The sequence below is a fragment of the Pseudomonas pisciculturae genome (assembly GCF_015461805.1).
Lineage (GTDB): Bacteria > Pseudomonadota > Gammaproteobacteria > Pseudomonadales > Pseudomonadaceae > Aquipseudomonas > Aquipseudomonas pisciculturae.
Window position 1 is genome coordinate 184447 of the sequence record NZ_JACVZE010000006.1, and the last position, 14992, is coordinate 199438.

Sequence of the window (14992 nt, forward strand, 5' to 3'; positions counted from 1 at the left end):
GGTCCGGGCTCTTTGACTGCATGCTGCTGACCTTTGGGAGAGGATTCCCACCGCTATGGCCATGCAATCACTTTCATAGAGGAATCGTTCTTTTTCGATTGCGCTAGCTGGGCGTCCGCATCGGCACGAGATTCGTAGCAAATGAGCCCCGCATCTTGCTTTGACGCAACTGCATTGGCCTTCGGCTTCATCTGATAGATGAATGCGTTTTGCATTTTCATCGTATCTGCATACTCAAAATCCCCCCACACACCAGGTTGGGATTGCTTCACTTTTTCAACGTAACTGTTTAACCGAACCTGAAAGACAGATCCGGTCCGATCACTATCGTTAATTTCAACTACCGGGCTGCATGTAGATCCCCGCTCTTCCCCAACAGTCAGATAGGCGTAACAATAATTCAAAGTGCTCTTGGATTTTACTGGTAGTGCGATCGCATTCAGAACGGCGGGACTCGCTGGGGTCGGAGGTGCTACTGCTGCGTTATTGCTTTCAGCATGCGTATGAGCTTTGTCTGTTTCGGATGCGGAGCAACCCCGTTGAGTGTAAATCAGCGTCGCGTGCTGACGGGCTGCCGCGCCTTCGGGCGTCGAATAAAACGGTGCCTCATAGGCCTTTATGGTTTGTTGCAATGAGTCGCAACTCATTCCATTAAAGGCTGTCGATAAACCGTTTTGAGCTGATCCCGGCTGGGATTGGCCGAGATGATAGGCTAGCACCTCGTCGGTGTTGAACACCAATCCAACAGGGTCAACGCATCCGACAAGAGAACCTGCCGCCACAATGATGCTCAATGCCCGGCCAGTCTTATAGACCATTTAATAAACTCCATTAGGTGTGACGAAAGCGTGGCAGGGCGGATACGAAAGCCCTGCACTGGGCAGGGCTCTCTATCTGGGGAAGGTCAGTCCATCAGACCCCTTCTGAATGTCGCTTACTAACTGGCTATTAGCCTATCAGAACGGGCGCGCTGTAGAACTGCTGTCCGTGCCAGACCTTAAGCTTAGCCGTAGAGCCGATGACTGATTGTCCAATGGCCAAGCGAAAATCAATGATGTCCTCCACGGGTTTGTCGTTAATCGCCACAACGACGTCACCTCTTGATAATCCCGCCTTTTCGGCATTGCTGCCAGGCGTAGCCCCTTCAACCCATACTCCCGTTGCTGGAATTTTAAGGCGAGCTGCTTTAACCGGATCAACCGTGGATATGGAAGCACCTATACGACCAGGCAGCGGTGACAGCGGCGGACAGTTTTTTCCTTGGAATACTTGTGTCACGGCGGACTTCTTGGCATTCCCAACTTTTGGGGCTTCTGGGATTGATGAGGCTATAAGCTGATCAGCCTCCGACAAAGATAGATGTAAGTAGTCGCATGAACGGTTCTGATACTTTGCAACAGTTTCTTTGGCCAGAAGATCTGCAATCGTGGAGCTTTGTGCAGGTGTAGCCGCGCTCACAGGGACGAGGGGCGCGGGAACGCCTAGCGTAATCGCTGGCGCTGCAACGGCAAGAGATGGCGCGGAGGAAGGGGTTGTTCTGTTCGAATCATCTGAAAGGAGCGGCACAACGATCATAGACCCCGCTGCGACCGCCCCTAAGGCCATCACGGTGGATGAGTCGACGCCTGGCATCATTGAGCCGCCTATAGCGCCTAGCGTGGCCAGATCGCTTATAGCGCCTTCGGTAGAACAGCCACTAAGACCTGCAAGGCAGGAGGCAACGGCTAAATTACGGACCGACTTCGAGACCTGTACGAGCATTGCAACCCCCGGGGTGATTGACGATACGCACTCGTATCTGGGCGCATCATGGCTATTCGCCCCTATTTTGTATACGGCTAGAATCGTCAGATTTCTTTGGGCCGGACGCTATACGTCAGCGCCTATCACAAACCACAGGATGGCCGGATTCAGGTTCGGAAGACGAAGGGCAGATACAACAAGCCCGGCGCTGGGCCGGGCTGTCGAGGGTGAGGGATTTACGCAACTCTGGAAGACCACCAAGCGATAGTCTTTGCAGCAAGATCATCTGTAGAGGGCGCTCGGATTACTTCAATACCGGAGCGCTCAAGGCGGTCTAGCTGCTTTTCGATGACGTCTGAAACTCTTCTGAACTCCAAGCGATCCATTCCGCTTTTTTCAGTCGGGACCAGGATCGACAGCGCGCCGTTTCGGTCTGTGTTGCTAGTGACGAGTCCTAAATCGGATGAGGCTTGCAAAATATTCTTCTCAGCGACCACTGGGCTTTTGTACCACACAGATACAACTGACCCCACGGCAGATGAGCTGAGCAGCGGCACATCTACATCCAGCGTCCCATTCTTCAGGCGTAGCCGATAGCGGTCTTCTTGAATTATTGCAGAAGCATCCAGGTCCATTTTCTGTCTCATTATTTGAAACAGGCTGTCTCGAAGTTTTGGCGTGGATGTATATCGGAATGCATCATTTTTTGTTCCGCTTTTCGGTCGACCTAGAGTCACGACATCGTCAAAGAAACTACTCACGACTGCTTCGGGGTTCTCGCCAGATGCAAAAAGGCTAGGCCCAAGCCTGACATTGCTGCTTATAGCGTCAGGGAGATGCTTGCGGCTATCAAAAATGAAGTCCTCAATGTCATGAAGGTAATGAGTCAGGTCTTTTACGCTGACTCGATTACCATATAGGCATTTGACGCGGTCGAAGGTATCAAGGACGCGCACCTCAACCTTATCTTCGTGTGCGAAAACAACCCCCACATTCAAGTATTCCCCTGTGTCTTGATCGAGACACATTTGAATGCTGCGCCAGTGACCGTTCACGCGCAGCGGCACAGCCGCGTCGGCGACTCTCTGCTTCATCCTTGCGAGAATAGTCATATCATCAGGCCTACTTGGGGCGTGTAGTGGCTCGGTTCCAGCCTCGAAGACAAGAAGTCTAGCACCTGTGTGACTTCTGTAGGATCCATGAATTCATTCAAAACGCTCTCTGCCTTGATCTTTCCTTCCGATTTCCAGGCCAGGGAGAACGCTTTGTAAGCCATGCTGCGAGCGGATCGGATCGGTGTCTTGGTGCTCCAGTTAGGAATCCGGCCGTCTATTAATTCTATAAGGGCGTTACGCAACTCAAGCGGGCTGGTGGCGAGTAATTCTGGTGCCCACGATGGGTGCCTAAAGATGCGACCATGGTCTATCAGCGTCAGTTCGCCACTTGGGCCTCCGAGTAGATTTCCCAAATGGCGATCGCTGTTCTCCGTCCACTCATCGAATGAAACGATTCCAGGGACTGATTTGTGCGTGGAGAGGTCGGATGCGATTCTAGATAAGTTTTTCAGTCGTAGAACTTCCGGGGCATCGGACGGGCACTCGGTCATCAATGCAGGGTGCCTCATATCCTCAGAAAACCAGGCAAAGTATTCATCCTGTCGTCGGCCATCAGGCGTTTGATTGATCAGCCTATTAAGGGCGGCGGCGGGAATCTGATCATGCTGGAGAATAATTACTCCTGCGTTACTTGCCACGGAGAACCCGCAAACCCGGCCAAGCGCGTAGCCAAGTGCCTCGCTAACAATGGATCTATTTTCAACGACATCGCCGCCGGGGATAGGGGTATGGGTAGGAAAGGGTTTGATGTAGCAGCGAACGCTGGCTGAATTAACCTCAATCTTTCCTCTAAAAATTGCGTTTTCACCGGAGGACTCTGCATCTCTTAGCGGGCCCAAAAATGCATAACTGCCTAATATTTCGAACATTTTCAATCCTTGATATTTTAGTTTTCGGATCAGGCGCTGCTAGAGTTCGGGGTGCGCATGCTGTTGGATTATTTCCCCCACCTTCCATCAATCGCCACACCATAAAAGTGATTCAGCGCTATCAGCTCAACCACCGCCACGATGGCGCAGAGCACAACGAAGCCAGGGCTGAAGACTCGCTTGCGGTTGGATGAGCTGCCCTCCGGCCAAATGCCAGCTTCAGCTGTGAAAACCACCATGAGCGCCAGCCAGGCCCAGACCCAAAACTTGCTCCAAAAGCTTTGCTCTCGCCATGCAGTCATTTGCGTTGTTCCGTGTCCCGCTTGGTGCGGCAGTCTTCGCCCGTTTCGCGCTGAGCGGGTGGCGATCCCTGCTGCTCGAGGAGTAGCCGTTCGGATTCCTCGTACTCCCGCTCCGTCATTGGCATATTGCCTTTGGGGAGGAGAGGGGGCGGTTGCTTATGGCTACTGCACCCGGCAAGCGAGACCAGGGCAAAAAACGTAATTATGGTTTTCATTACCTATCCTTGGTGTCGAAAGGGGCGCTCCCCCGCATCTGTTTCTGCCTGTCCTACTCAGACTTAGCTCGCGCAATTCTCCCTGCCCGAACTTCTTCCGCATACCCCGTCAGCTTGTCCTCGGTTTCCTGAAACGAGAAGGCGATCTTCATCAGATCGTTGGCACCTTGCTCATCACCGGCCGCCAGCATTCGCTTCGCCACGCCGAACAAGTCAACGCCTGCCCACTTAAGGGTTGCCGCCGCCTCTTTCAGGTCGCGGCGCAGTTGCTGGTTGGGTTTGGTTAAGGCCATGACGTCACACCGGTTGTCCGTTCCACACGTAAAGCACCCGAGCCAGGATATGGGTGTCATCCACTCGGATGTCCTCGGGGTCATGGTGCTTGTTGTCCGAGATCATCCTGAAGCGGTCCTTGCCTTTCTTTTGCAGGCGCTTCACGTACAGCATTTCGTCATGGGAGAAGAGGTAGATCCCGTCCCCGGTGAACTCCCGGATTGTGATGTCAACGAGCAGGGGGTCGCGATCCTTGATCGTCGGGGCCATCGACTGACCCCAGCCGGTGATCATCTTGAGGTGGAAATGCTCTTTGAACGTGACGCCCAGGTCGCGCAGATGTTTGGGGCTGACCCTTATGTCCTGGAGCATTTCCGGGTATTCGTGCGGGATCTGGCCACCGCCCATCGCAGCGCGCACGTCGTAGTGGGCAATCCACACCTCGTCACCAACCTGGCCCGGGCGAGAAAAGTCGACGGTAATGACGTTGCTCGTCTCGTCCGCCGCCGCGATGATCCGGTCACGAGCGGCACTAGTTAATCCTTTGACCTTCGAAAGCATCCGCTTTATCTGCTCTGCCGCAGTTTGTGCTGACTGCGCGTCCGGCTGCTCGTCCGAAAAACGTCCGTCAACTGACTCTATCGACTCGCCTTGCGACATGGAATCGAACCAACCTCTGGGCAGCTTCTCGATCGCCTCAATTCTCCGCGCTACGTCGTCTCCCAAATTCTTCGCAGTCTTGTCCGACAAAATCTGACTCAAGTGCGCAGGGGCCATCCCCCAGCGCTCGGCGCACGCGCCTTTTCGCTGGGTTCCTATGAGGCTGATTAGTTTCTGCTTACGAATCGCATAAATATCCATGCGGGCAAGAATGCCAGCGTTTAGCTCAATGCTAAATGTGCTCAAAGCTAAATATTCCTTGCTACGATATTAGCCATAAGCTAAATTTCTCCTATGTTTAAGGAGAGATCCCATGAATGACCATCTGCGTGACTGGCTCGCCAGCGCTTCAAACGAACGGCGCCTGTCAGTGGCCGCCGCTGCTAAGACGACGGTAGGCCACCTCTGGCAGTTGGCAGGTGGCCACCGAAAGGCCTCGGCCGATCTGGCGGAGCGCCTTCAAGACGCATCTGGGGGCGAGATCACCATCGCAGGTCTCCGCCCCGATCTTCTCGACCTGGCGCACAAAGTCCTGCGCGGCGCCGCCTGACATCCCTTTTCGCCGTTCCATTGAAGCCAGATTAGAAGAGAGCAGTCCCCATGCAAACGTCCAGTTCCAGACACACCGTACAAACCCGTGATCAGGTGCTGGTCGCCCATGCTCAAAACCAGATCGCCCGCACCAGCTTGAGCCAGGACGACTTCGCCCAGGCGCTGAGTCGCGAGCTGCACCTGTCGATTCCTGATCGCGCCAAGAAGAAGGAAGTGCCGGATTTCAACTCGCCCGAACTGACAGGCGAAGTCGGCGAGTTCGTGAAGGCGACTAGCCGCTGGCTCAAGCGTGTACAGCGGTGGCTGAACGGCGATCAAGAAATGCCGTCCTGGCTGGAGGAGTCATGGGTCTGCGCCCTTGAGCCTGAATATCGAGATCACTGCCTGAACGAGCTGGCAAGCCGCCACGGCTTGACCGGTGCCCGCCAGATGATCAGTGACCAATGCGCCAACAAGAGCTTCGGCGCACTGATCCGCGCCTTGGGCGATGTGATCGACACCGGCAGCGAAGTGTTTGACGACCAGGTGATGTGCGAGCAGGACCTGCCGCGCTTGCCAGCGTTCGCCAAGCAATGCCGCCAGGTTGAAGCGAAGGCGGGGGAGTTGCGCCGCAAGGCTGAGGCTCTGCTCAACGGCAAGCCGGCACTGAAATCAATCGCCTGAATTCCAGGCACAAAAAAGCCGACGGTCGAGGTCGGCTTTTTCTACAGCGGTAAACAACTGGAGCGAATCATGCACCAACACACCGAATCGATCAATAGCCCCAACAATCCCGCGCCACGTTTTTCGCAATCGCAAAACGTGGCGCGGATTAAACCAGTGACACCTTTCGACTTCCACGGCTTCCCCGTCCGCGTAATTGACGACGGCCACGGGGAGCCCTGGTTCATCGCCAAGGACATCGCCGAAGCCCAGGGCTACTCCAACACGTCGAAGGCGATCAAAGCTCACTGCAAAGCGGTCAATACCTGCCATACCGAAATGGGAGGTCAGGTCCGTGCTGTGCAAATCATCCCTGAGCGCGATCTCTACCGTCTGGTGATGAAATCCAAGCTACCCGCTGCTGAGCAGTTTGAGGAATGGGTTGTGGGCCAGGTGCTGCCGACCATTCGAAAGACCGGCTCTTACACCGTCCAGGAGACGAACAACTCCAAGGTCATTGGCGAACTCGCCATTCTGGAATGCTTCGATCGCCTGCTGAAGCCGGCGCCCTCCAGCAAGATGATGATGCTCGCGCAGATCGCGCCCAACAACGGGCTGGATGCCAAATTTCTCCCGGGTTATGCCGTGGACGCCGCGCCTGACGCCGCTGGCGGCTCTTCGATGCCAACCAAGGCAATCACCGCGCTTATCAAAGAACACGCCATCGCCAGCACAGCTCGCGCCTTCAACCTTGCTTTGGAGGCCCACGGCTTCCTCAAAGTCCTGCAGCGCAAAAACTCCAAACAGGAAACCGTCGACTTCTGGTCCGTGACCGAAAAGGGCATGGCCTACGGCAAGAACCTCACCAGCCCCCAATGCCCCCGCGAAACCCAACCTCACTGGTACGTGGATCGCTTCCTTGAATTGGCCGCTAAGGTCGGGAAGGCCTGACATGCAATACACCGTCACGATTAACCAGGTGAAGGCGCTGGAGTGGGGGCTGAATTCTCAGCAGGCCCTGCTGTTCGCCTTCGTCTACGGTTGCCCGAGCTGGACCAAACCAATCAAGACTGATGATGGGATCTTCTTCGCGCTGAGCAAGGCCAAGATTATCGAGGAGCTGCCGCTGCTCACCGATAAGCCAGACACCGCTTACCGCATGTTAAAGGCCCTGGAAGAGGCCGGTTTGATTGAGCTTTCAAGCACGTCAAACATCACGCTGTTCCGCCTGACCGAGAAGGCCGTCGAGTGGAACCAGAAGCTGGACGGGTCGGAAAAATATCCGACCCCACCAAACAACAAGGGTCGGAAAAAAATCCGATCTACCTCGGATAAATCTCCGAGCATGGTCGGAAAAAAATCCGGGCAAGGGTCGGATAAATCTCCGACAAATCAGGATACTAATCATCAGGATACAGATCAGGAAACCAGTCAGGACTTGCAGGACGCCACCGGCAAGCCGGCTCAGTCCCGCGGCTTGGTCCTGGTGGTGGATCGCACCGACACTCCACGGGTTGAGATCCCCGCCGACATGCCTGGCCCCAAAGACCAGGCCTGCAAAACCTTCAAGGTCTGGGCGAACTACGCCATGGCCTACCGCAAGCGGTATAGCGCCTGGCCGGTGTGGAACGCCAAGGTCGGTGGTCAGCTCGGTCAATTGGTTGACCGCTTGGGTGCCGATGTCGCCCACCACGTCGCCGCCCACTTCTTGAAAACCAGCGACGCCGCCGTCCTGCGCAAGTGCCACAGCCTCAACGAGCTGCTGGTCAACGCCGAGAGCTACCACACGCAGTGGGTGACTGGGCAGCGGGTCAACGGCACGACCGCCCGCCAGATGGAACGGACTGAGGCGAATCTCTCAGCAGCGGAGGAGGCTGCCCAGATCGTTCTGGCTAAGCGCCAAGCAGGTGACCGCAATGAATACCTTTGAAATGAACGACCAGCAGGTTGCCGGGCTGGCGTCTGCCATCTGCGCAACCGCAGAGGCTATGGGCCAGGAGGTGAACCCAGGCACTGCCGCCATGATGGCTGAAGACCTCTGCGCCTATCCGGTGCCAGCGGTCAAAGCCGCGCTGAAGGCCTGCCGCTTCGAGGTGAAAGGCAAGCTTGCCATGGCCGACATCCTCCAACGCGTCCAGGCCTCCGACGGTCGTCCGGGCAAGGACGAGGCTTGGGCCATCGCAATGACCACCAACGACGAATTCGAAACCGTGGTGCTGACCGACGAGATCCAGTTGGCCCTAGCCGCCGCGAAACCTGTCCTCGACGCCGGCGACAAGATCGGCGCGCGCATGGCGTTTATCAGCGCTTACGAGCGGTTCGTCGGCCAGGCCCGCCAAGACACCAAACAGGTTAACTGGCACGTCTCCGTGGGGTTCGACGCGAGCCGCCGTATTCAGGCCGTCACCAAGGCCGTGGAGCTGAAGCGCATTCCTCGCGAACACGGCCAGAAGTACCTAGCAGACCTGAGCATCGAGCCGATCACCGAGGACGGGCGTGCCCTTGCCGGGCTGATCACCGGCGCCGTTACCCGGCCCGCTCCCGCGCTGCGCGAAAAGCTGCAGCTCGTGAAGGAATCGATGCTGGAAATGCGTGCGGCCAACGCCGAGAGGAAGGATGAAATGCGGATTGATGCGGCCAATGAGTTGGCAGATCGCCGGGCGCTGCTGCTGAAGCAGGCGCGGGACTTGGAGCAGGAGAGGGCGCCGCAATGAATGAAGCCAGACAGCAACAGGTACTCGCCGGGCAGTCTTCGATTGCTCAAAAGGTCTTCGGCTACGTCCCGATCCAAACGAGCTGGAGCAATCACGAAATCCACGGCGCGGTCACGACAGCCAAGGCCACAGGCGCATCGCCGTACGCCATACGCCGCGCCCTGGGCGAACTCAAGGAAGCGGGCCTGATCCGCGAGCCAGTCGGCGGCAAGTTTCAGCGTGACGCAGCAACCCCCAAACCAAAAAAGGAGCAGGCCGTGACCCAGGTAGCCAATCAGGCTGTTGTTTCGATCAAGAAGCCAGAGGCGGGCGCCCTGGATGTTCTCGCCGGCTTGTCCGTCGAGGTGATCGGGTTGGCCGATGAGATTGGTCTGCGCCTCAAGGCCCTGGCCGGCCGCATCGAGGAAGTGGCGCTGTCGGTTGAAGCTGAGCGCGAAACCAATGCCGCCGCCGTGGGCAAGCTGAAGCAACTGCAAGAGCTGCTGAAGGGGATCTCGCAATGAAGACGCCTGGCCAAGTATTCACCCGTGCTCTCGACGCCGCTCTCCTGGTCTGCCTTGTCCTCGGGAACTCCGACGTGAAGGAATTCGCCTTTTGGCTGATTAGCTTCATGGTCGCACTGACGTTCATGGGGTGGTTCGTGATGACTCCGGACTTGGCCGAGAAGATTCAGGGGCGCACGCTCTTGAAGAAGGCTTTTGGTGTTTTGGTGCCCCTCCTGTTTGTCGCCGCCCTCATCTATGGTGGCTTCCCGATCCTGGCTGCGCTTTACGCAACCGCAGCCTCTGGCGTTCGTATTGCTGCCGAATCGAAGCTGGCTGCTCAGGTGAAGCCATGACCAGCCTCCAGATCCGTAACGAATCGGACCGCAACCGCGCCATGGGACACCTTGCCGCCCTGGACCTGACCAAGCCCAAGAAGCTGGCCATCACCGAAGTGGACCGCAGCGGGAAGCAGAACAAGGCCCTGCACGCGGCCCTGGCCGATATCGCCGCCCAGGTGGAACACGCCGGGAAGAAGTGGGACACCCTGATTTGGAAGCGTCTGCTGACTGCCGCCTGGCTGCGTGAGTCGGGTGATCAGCCACAGATGATCCCAGCGGTAGACGGCAACGGCTTTGACGTCATCTACGAGCGCACCAGCAAGCTCACCGTGAAGCAGTGCGGCGAGCTGATCGAATGGGTTCATGCCTTCGGCGCCGAGCACCAGGTGCGCTGGACACAGAAGGACAATTGGGGAGGGCGCTACTGATGGCGATCGAACGGAAGCCGGCCAAGCCGAAGAAGTGCCGCGTTTCTACGTGCAGGGCCTCATTCGTCCCTTCGCGGATGGGGCAGGCGGTGTGCAGTCCGAAGTGCGCACTCGTCGACGGGCCACGGCACGCGCCGAAGGCCCGCAAGGCCCTGGACCAGATCGAGCGCGCCGAGATCAAGGTGCGCAAGGAGAAGCTGAAGAGCAGGGCGGATCACCTCAAGGATGCGGAGAAGGCTGTACGTGACTACAGGCGCACCTATGAACTGAGCATTGGCAGCGGGTGCATCAGTTGTGGTGACTCGCAGGAATCGATTCTGGCCGCTCAGGGCTGGAAGACCGGCGGCGCATTCGATGCCGGCCACTTCATGGGCAAAGGTGCCCGCCCAGAGCTGCGACTGGTATCAAACAATATTTGGCTTCAGTGCAAGAGCTGCAATGCGGGCTCGTCCAAGTTCGCCCGCAAAGGCCAGACGGTTTCACAGGGTTTCCGTGCTGGGCTTATCGCCCGCATCGGCATGGAGGCTGTCGAGGCACTGGAGGCCGATCACGCGCCGCGAAAAGAAACCGTAGCTCAACTGAAAGCCATTACCGCCGAATACCGGGCAAAGACCAGAGAGCTGAAAAAAGGGGAAGCCGCATGACCTATCGCAACGTTGTTTCAGCAGTAGTTCGAGCCTTGGCGGCCGAGACAATCACTTCCGCCGGCGGCTGCGACTTCGAGCCGAAAGTGCAATGCGCCAAGCAGAAGGGGGAGATCGTAGGCAGGGAGGCAGCGCTGCTTCAGGACTGCTGGGTGTTTGGCCGGCTGCACAAGTCGCTCACCCCGGCGCACTGGCGAGCGCTGGTGGCGAAGTACTCAACCCATGAAGAGCGCAAGCATGGCGCGATCCTGGAGTTGCTCAGCTCGGTTAAATCGCCGGCGCCCAAGCGGTTCCGCGAGTGCGCGATCCTGACCTGGGCGATTCCGCAGGTTGCCGGTGCCGAGGGCAAGCGCTCCGCCGCAGTGCTGCCGGCCGCCTGGTACGACATCACCAACTGGGACAATGACGGCAAGCCGGAATCGACCCGTTACCGGTGGCGCTCGTCGATCCGCAAGGCATTGGATGACCAAGTGAATGAGGGGTTAACTGCCGCTCAGGAACTGCTCGATGCGGAGGGTTTGATCGAAAGTCGAGCTGCATAGCAAATAGCCATTGCATTAAGTGAGAAAGTGAGAGAATATTTACCCATCCTGTCGATCTTGCGCGTTAGGGATTGATGTTAAGAGCCTCGCGAATATGCGGGGTTTTTTGTATGCATTGTTTGATATTGTCATACCTCCACTCACGGAGGACGATATGAGCAAGTATGTTGTGACGCAGGCGCCAGATGGGCACGAACCCCATTGGATCGTGAAACCGTCGAATTTTGGCCCTACCGCGCCAGGTTTTGAGTTTATGTTAGATAGCGAGTCTGACTCGAAATTACTGGCTCAAATGTTGAATTCGCGACCTGCATATCAATGGGTTGCGGAGGTGAATGATATGGATCATGAAGAGCTATATCAGGCAACGCTGAAAATCGAAGATTTGAAACTTGAGTGGTCTAAGATGGGGATCAAAATAGTGACCTACGCCCCTGTGGGGCATGGGCTGCTTTAGTTCTCCATCAGAGCCTCAAGTTTTAATTTTCATGAGGCAACAATGAAAGGCTCGCTCTGGTAGCGAGCTTTTTTCATTCTGGGGAAATCCCCACTTATTTAAAGCGGGGCCGGGAGTAGGGCATTAGTCTTTATTGTAACTCTAAGTGGAACCTTAGATGGGCCCACATGTGTGAAACGCCGATCTGATTGACAGCTTCTTTCACGGTGCTGTACTTATCTATTGGATCATTGTATTCGTCGGGCCAAGTCGAAAAACCACACACTATAACTGCGGATGTCAGTTGGATTATTTCTTTTCCAGACTGTCGGAAATAGTCCGGATGAGAAACCCCGAGTTGCTCCAGCTTAAATGAAAACTGGTTCCGCCAGTGCATTTCGTGGCTTAAGCATTCCTGAAGCAGTAGAGGATCGTCGATCCTTAGTTTTGTGCTTTTGAACTCTTCAATCAGCCTTGCGGATGTGAGCCAGTTGATTCGATTTCGCGGAGGCACATTGAGCTGTTCGTTTGCCCCCATGAGGGCTGCGTAGGCGCGCTCAAGCGTGGTTGTCGCGTGCTCTAGCAGGCGAGCATTTTCTCGCAGATGGTCTTCCCTGATTCTCGAGGCTGCCGTTATTGATTCATTTTGGGCTATCGCACGGCGTGCCGCACTTGCGCTCACTGCGCTAGTGATGGCTGACACTGCCGCGGCAACTGCTGCTGCTGCAGTTGCCGTAAGGGTCCACTCACTTACATCCATTATATTTTCCTAAGGTTCATATCTTCTTGCGAGAGGCTGCTGCAGAACCTTATTGAACGTCAATAGGCCCGAATATGGATTTTTTTCACCGTCTGTTTGACAGGTTCGAATTGCTGATTGCGGGCCTTGTTGGGGCGGTGATCGCCAGCTGGTGGCACAAGGACGACTTGGGTGACTGGCGAGCCTGGGTGATCTTCCTCATCACTGGCGTGGCCTGCTCGATCTACCTGACGAGCATGGTCAGCACCTACCTGGGCGTGACCGAGCCGAAGATCGTCGCCGGCATCGGCTTCCTGCTGGGGGCCTTCGGTGGTTCGCTTCTGGCGGCAATCAACCGAGCCATCAAATCCGCTGACCTTTGGGCGCTCATCCGCCAGCGGTTCGGGGGAGGCAACCCATGAATCTTGAACTGATCAACTCCATCGCCTGTGGCCTGATTTCGCTGTGGGCCACCTGGTGCGTACTGAGCGGCAAGGTGCGTGACGGCATCTTGGGCAAGCTGATCTACACCGCCATCTCCATCAGCGGGTTTGTGGTCATGGCGCGCAGCCAGAATATCTTCTTCGGCCCGACCACCGCCGGCCTGACACTGCATGTGTCCCTGGCCCTGGCTGGTATGCGGCACATCTTCATGGTCACGTACTGGCAGCGAGTAAAAGTCTGGCTTTGCCGGACGCTGAACTGCGAGCACTGCCTGCAATGCGACAAGGCGCCAGGTGGAGTGGAGCGCCGGAGTAAGTAATCCGCGCCACGTTTTCCGAATGCGCCAAATCGTGGCGCGCAATCATGGTGACCTGAATGACCGTCAAGGTGCTGGAGTTCAAGCGTGAAGGTTGGCGCGATGCCGCAAAGACCCTCCGGAAGATTGCTGACGACCTCGATGCCGGCGAGCATCCTGAATGCACTGTTGGTGCGTTGACGTTGATCGGCCCCAAAGGCCAGGTCACGGTATTTGGCTTGGGGCCGAAGTGCGACGACTTGCAATGCTTGGGCGCGATGCGCCTGGGTGAGCAGAAGCTGATTGACGTGCTGCTGGATGGCGGGGAAGGGTAAGCCGTAGTGGGCCACTTCGAACTGATGGCATACTGCTCGTCCAATTAGGATGGGAGAGAGTCATGGGTTTTCAGCCGGTAGACTTAAACAGTCAACAATCAATGAATGGTGCGAGATCCGATTGCGAAAGCATTTTGGCTTTCTGTGATCATCTGTTGAGTTCGCAGGAATGGTTTTTTGCGCTGAAGGATGCCCAGGTTCAATATGGCGTCACCTTCAAGCGTGAAGCAGGCCTGCTCTGCTCACTGGAAACCCCTTATGGCAATGCTAGGGGGCGGTTGACCATGCAGATCGTTGGTGGAGTGATGGAAGGCAGGTACGTTTTTGAAAAGAGTGTAGTTTCTGCAGACGGACAGAATGTTTGGGTTTCGGTATGGGCGATCAGGATCGGTCGTAATGGAAACGTATGGCTTGGCGACGAGGGCGAAAAAGAGATTGATGTCGTAAATCTTGGCCCTCAAAACGTTTCAATCGGCGCGGCGGCGAGATCTTTGCTGTACCGCATCGCGGTCACGCCAATCTTCAAGTAGCGTTGGTCAATAGCTCAGCCCCGCCAAGCGCGGGGTTTCTTGTTTTTGGAGGCAAGATGGATAGGCCATACCCTCCATCGTCACTGCTTGAGCTGTCCGACCTATCCGACTTCGGTATCCGCCTGACCCCAGCCCCTGAGGTGTGGGAATGGCTCCAGGCCGAGATCCTTGCCGACACCGGCAGCATTCACAACGAAGACCATGCCCACCTACTGGATGCAGACATCCGGACCATGTGGGCGTCATCGAGCTTCGCCAAGCAGGGGCGTACAGTCCTGGGCCAGGCCGAACAGGTAGCGTTCCGCGCCGGTGGCTGGCAGAAGGCTCGGATGGAGCAACAGATGCGTGATTGGTTCGGCGACGTGCCGGCTTTCATCATCACCTTGGCTGCTGACTACTGCGCCGAGTGCAGCGACACCGACTTCTGCGCCCTCATTGAGCACGAGTGCTACCACATCGCCCACGCCGCGGATAAGTACGGCCAACCAGCCTTCACCAAGGACGGCGCACCCAAACTGGAGATGCGCGGCCACGACGTAGAAGAGTTCGTTGGTGTCGTCCGCCGCTACGGTGCAAGCCCTAACGTTCAGGCGTTGGTGGATGCTGCAAACAGTCCCGCCGAGGTGGGGAAATTGAACATTTCGAGGGCCTGCGGAACCTGTCTGCTCAGATCGGCCTGATTCTTGACAGG

The 14992-nt window shown here is 56.5% G+C and carries 24 protein-coding genes; 16 read left to right on the forward strand and 8 right to left on the reverse strand.

What is annotated here, in order from left to right; all coding sequences use genetic code 11:
• Positions 1-53 precede the first annotated feature (53 nt).
• From ICY20_RS17970 to ICY20_RS18000, 7 genes are all read right to left on the reverse strand, one after another.
• Positions 54-818, reverse strand: a complete 765-nt coding sequence (locus tag ICY20_RS17970; RefSeq protein WP_194938179.1) for a hypothetical protein — start codon at positions 816-818, stop codon at positions 54-56.
• 130 nt (positions 819-948) lie between these two features.
• On the reverse strand, positions 949-1575 hold the full coding sequence (locus tag ICY20_RS17975) for a PDZ domain-containing protein (RefSeq protein ID WP_194938180.1): 627 nt from the start codon (positions 1573-1575) through the stop codon (positions 949-951).
• Between the two features lie 404 nt (positions 1576-1979).
• Positions 1980-2855 (reverse strand): DUF3037 domain-containing protein, encoded by an 876-nt coding sequence (locus ICY20_RS17980; RefSeq protein ID WP_194938181.1) that lies wholly within the window; start codon positions 2853-2855, stop codon positions 1980-1982.
• Positions 2852-3727 (reverse strand): protein kinase family protein, encoded by an 876-nt coding sequence (locus tag ICY20_RS17985; RefSeq protein ID WP_194938182.1) that lies wholly within the window; start codon positions 3725-3727, stop codon positions 2852-2854. The genes ICY20_RS17980 and ICY20_RS17985 overlap by 4 nt, the downstream gene beginning before the upstream one ends.
• 68 nt (positions 3728-3795) lie before the next feature.
• Positions 3796-4029 carry a hypothetical protein gene (locus ICY20_RS17990; protein WP_194938183.1) on the reverse strand — a complete coding sequence of 78 codons (234 nt, stop codon included), beginning with the start codon at positions 4027-4029 and terminating at the stop codon, positions 3796-3798.
• A 268-nt stretch (positions 4030-4297) separates the two neighbouring features.
• Positions 4298-4537: a hypothetical protein gene (locus ICY20_RS17995; RefSeq protein ID WP_194938184.1), complete on the reverse strand. Its 240-nt coding sequence runs from the start codon at positions 4535-4537 to the stop codon at positions 4298-4300.
• 4 nt (positions 4538-4541) lie between these two features.
• On the reverse strand, positions 4542-5378 hold the full coding sequence (locus ICY20_RS18000; protein WP_194938351.1) for a S24 family peptidase: 837 nt from the start codon (positions 5376-5378) through the stop codon (positions 4542-4544).
• Between the two features lie 112 nt (positions 5379-5490).
• Between ICY20_RS18000 and ICY20_RS18005 the strand changes: the two genes are divergently transcribed.
• From ICY20_RS18005 to ICY20_RS18055, 11 genes are all read left to right on the forward strand, one after another.
• Entirely contained in the window at positions 5491-5727 is a 237-nt protein-coding gene (locus tag ICY20_RS18005; RefSeq protein ID WP_194938185.1) for a helix-turn-helix domain-containing protein, read from the forward strand.
• A 50-nt stretch (positions 5728-5777) separates the two neighbouring features.
• A complete protein-coding gene (locus tag ICY20_RS18010) occupies positions 5778-6392 on the forward strand; it encodes a hypothetical protein (protein ID WP_194938186.1) in 615 nt (204 codons plus the stop codon).
• 69 nt (positions 6393-6461) lie between these two features.
• Positions 6462-7322, forward strand: coding sequence for a BRO-N domain-containing protein (locus ICY20_RS18015; protein WP_194938187.1), 861 nt, complete (start codon positions 6462-6464; stop codon positions 7320-7322).
• Between the two features lies 1 nt (position 7323).
• Positions 7324-8301, forward strand: a complete 978-nt coding sequence (locus ICY20_RS18020; protein WP_194938188.1) for an SIR2 family protein — start codon at positions 7324-7326, stop codon at positions 8299-8301.
• Positions 8288-9085, forward strand: coding sequence for a hypothetical protein (locus tag ICY20_RS18025; protein WP_194938189.1), 798 nt, complete (start codon positions 8288-8290; stop codon positions 9083-9085). Before ICY20_RS18020 ends, ICY20_RS18025 begins: the two co-directional genes overlap by 14 nt.
• Positions 9082-9588 carry a hypothetical protein gene (locus ICY20_RS18030; protein WP_194938190.1) on the forward strand — a complete coding sequence of 169 codons (507 nt, stop codon included), beginning with the start codon at positions 9082-9084 and terminating at the stop codon, positions 9586-9588. Before ICY20_RS18025 ends, ICY20_RS18030 begins: the two co-directional genes overlap by 4 nt.
• Complete coding sequence (locus ICY20_RS18035) at positions 9585-9923, forward strand: hypothetical protein (protein ID WP_194938191.1); 339 nt, start codon at positions 9585-9587, stop codon at positions 9921-9923. Before ICY20_RS18030 ends, ICY20_RS18035 begins: the two co-directional genes overlap by 4 nt.
• Positions 9920-10336 (forward strand): recombination protein NinB, encoded by a 417-nt coding sequence (locus tag ICY20_RS18040; RefSeq protein ID WP_194938192.1) that lies wholly within the window; start codon positions 9920-9922, stop codon positions 10334-10336. Before ICY20_RS18035 ends, ICY20_RS18040 begins: the two co-directional genes overlap by 4 nt.
• Entirely contained in the window at positions 10336-10980 is a 645-nt protein-coding gene (locus ICY20_RS18045; RefSeq protein ID WP_194938193.1) for a recombination protein NinG, read from the forward strand. Before ICY20_RS18040 ends, ICY20_RS18045 begins: the two co-directional genes overlap by 1 nt.
• Entirely contained in the window at positions 10977-11522 is a 546-nt protein-coding gene (locus tag ICY20_RS18050) for a hypothetical protein (RefSeq protein ID WP_194938194.1), read from the forward strand. The genes ICY20_RS18045 and ICY20_RS18050 overlap by 4 nt, the downstream gene beginning before the upstream one ends.
• Positions 11523-11676: 154 nt before the next feature.
• A complete protein-coding gene (locus tag ICY20_RS18055) occupies positions 11677-11979 on the forward strand; it encodes a hypothetical protein (RefSeq protein ID WP_194938195.1) in 303 nt (100 codons plus the stop codon).
• Positions 11980-12109: 130 nt separating this feature from the next.
• Here the strand turns inward: ICY20_RS18055 and ICY20_RS18060 are convergent, their stop codons facing one another.
• Complete coding sequence (locus ICY20_RS18060; RefSeq protein WP_194938196.1) at positions 12110-12718, reverse strand: hypothetical protein; 609 nt, start codon at positions 12716-12718, stop codon at positions 12110-12112.
• 74 nt (positions 12719-12792) lie between these two features.
• On the opposite strand from ICY20_RS18060, the gene ICY20_RS18065 reads away from it, so the two are divergent.
• From ICY20_RS18065 to ICY20_RS18085, 5 genes are all read left to right on the forward strand, one after another.
• Positions 12793-13119 carry an MFS transporter gene (locus tag ICY20_RS18065; protein ID WP_194938197.1) on the forward strand — a complete coding sequence of 109 codons (327 nt, stop codon included), beginning with the start codon at positions 12793-12795 and terminating at the stop codon, positions 13117-13119.
• Positions 13116-13460 carry a hypothetical protein gene (locus tag ICY20_RS18070; RefSeq protein ID WP_194938198.1) on the forward strand — a complete coding sequence of 115 codons (345 nt, stop codon included), beginning with the start codon at positions 13116-13118 and terminating at the stop codon, positions 13458-13460. The genes ICY20_RS18065 and ICY20_RS18070 overlap by 4 nt, the downstream gene beginning before the upstream one ends.
• 56 nt (positions 13461-13516) lie before the next feature.
• Positions 13517-13771 (forward strand): hypothetical protein, encoded by a 255-nt coding sequence (locus ICY20_RS18075; RefSeq protein ID WP_194938199.1) that lies wholly within the window; start codon positions 13517-13519, stop codon positions 13769-13771.
• Positions 13772-13833: 62 nt separating this feature from the next.
• Positions 13834-14301, forward strand: coding sequence for a hypothetical protein (locus tag ICY20_RS18080; protein WP_194938200.1), 468 nt, complete (start codon positions 13834-13836; stop codon positions 14299-14301).
• 56 nt (positions 14302-14357) lie between these two features.
• Positions 14358-14981 (forward strand): putative metallopeptidase, encoded by a 624-nt coding sequence (locus ICY20_RS18085; RefSeq protein ID WP_194938201.1) that lies wholly within the window; start codon positions 14358-14360, stop codon positions 14979-14981.
• Positions 14982-14992: the final 11 nt, after the last annotated feature.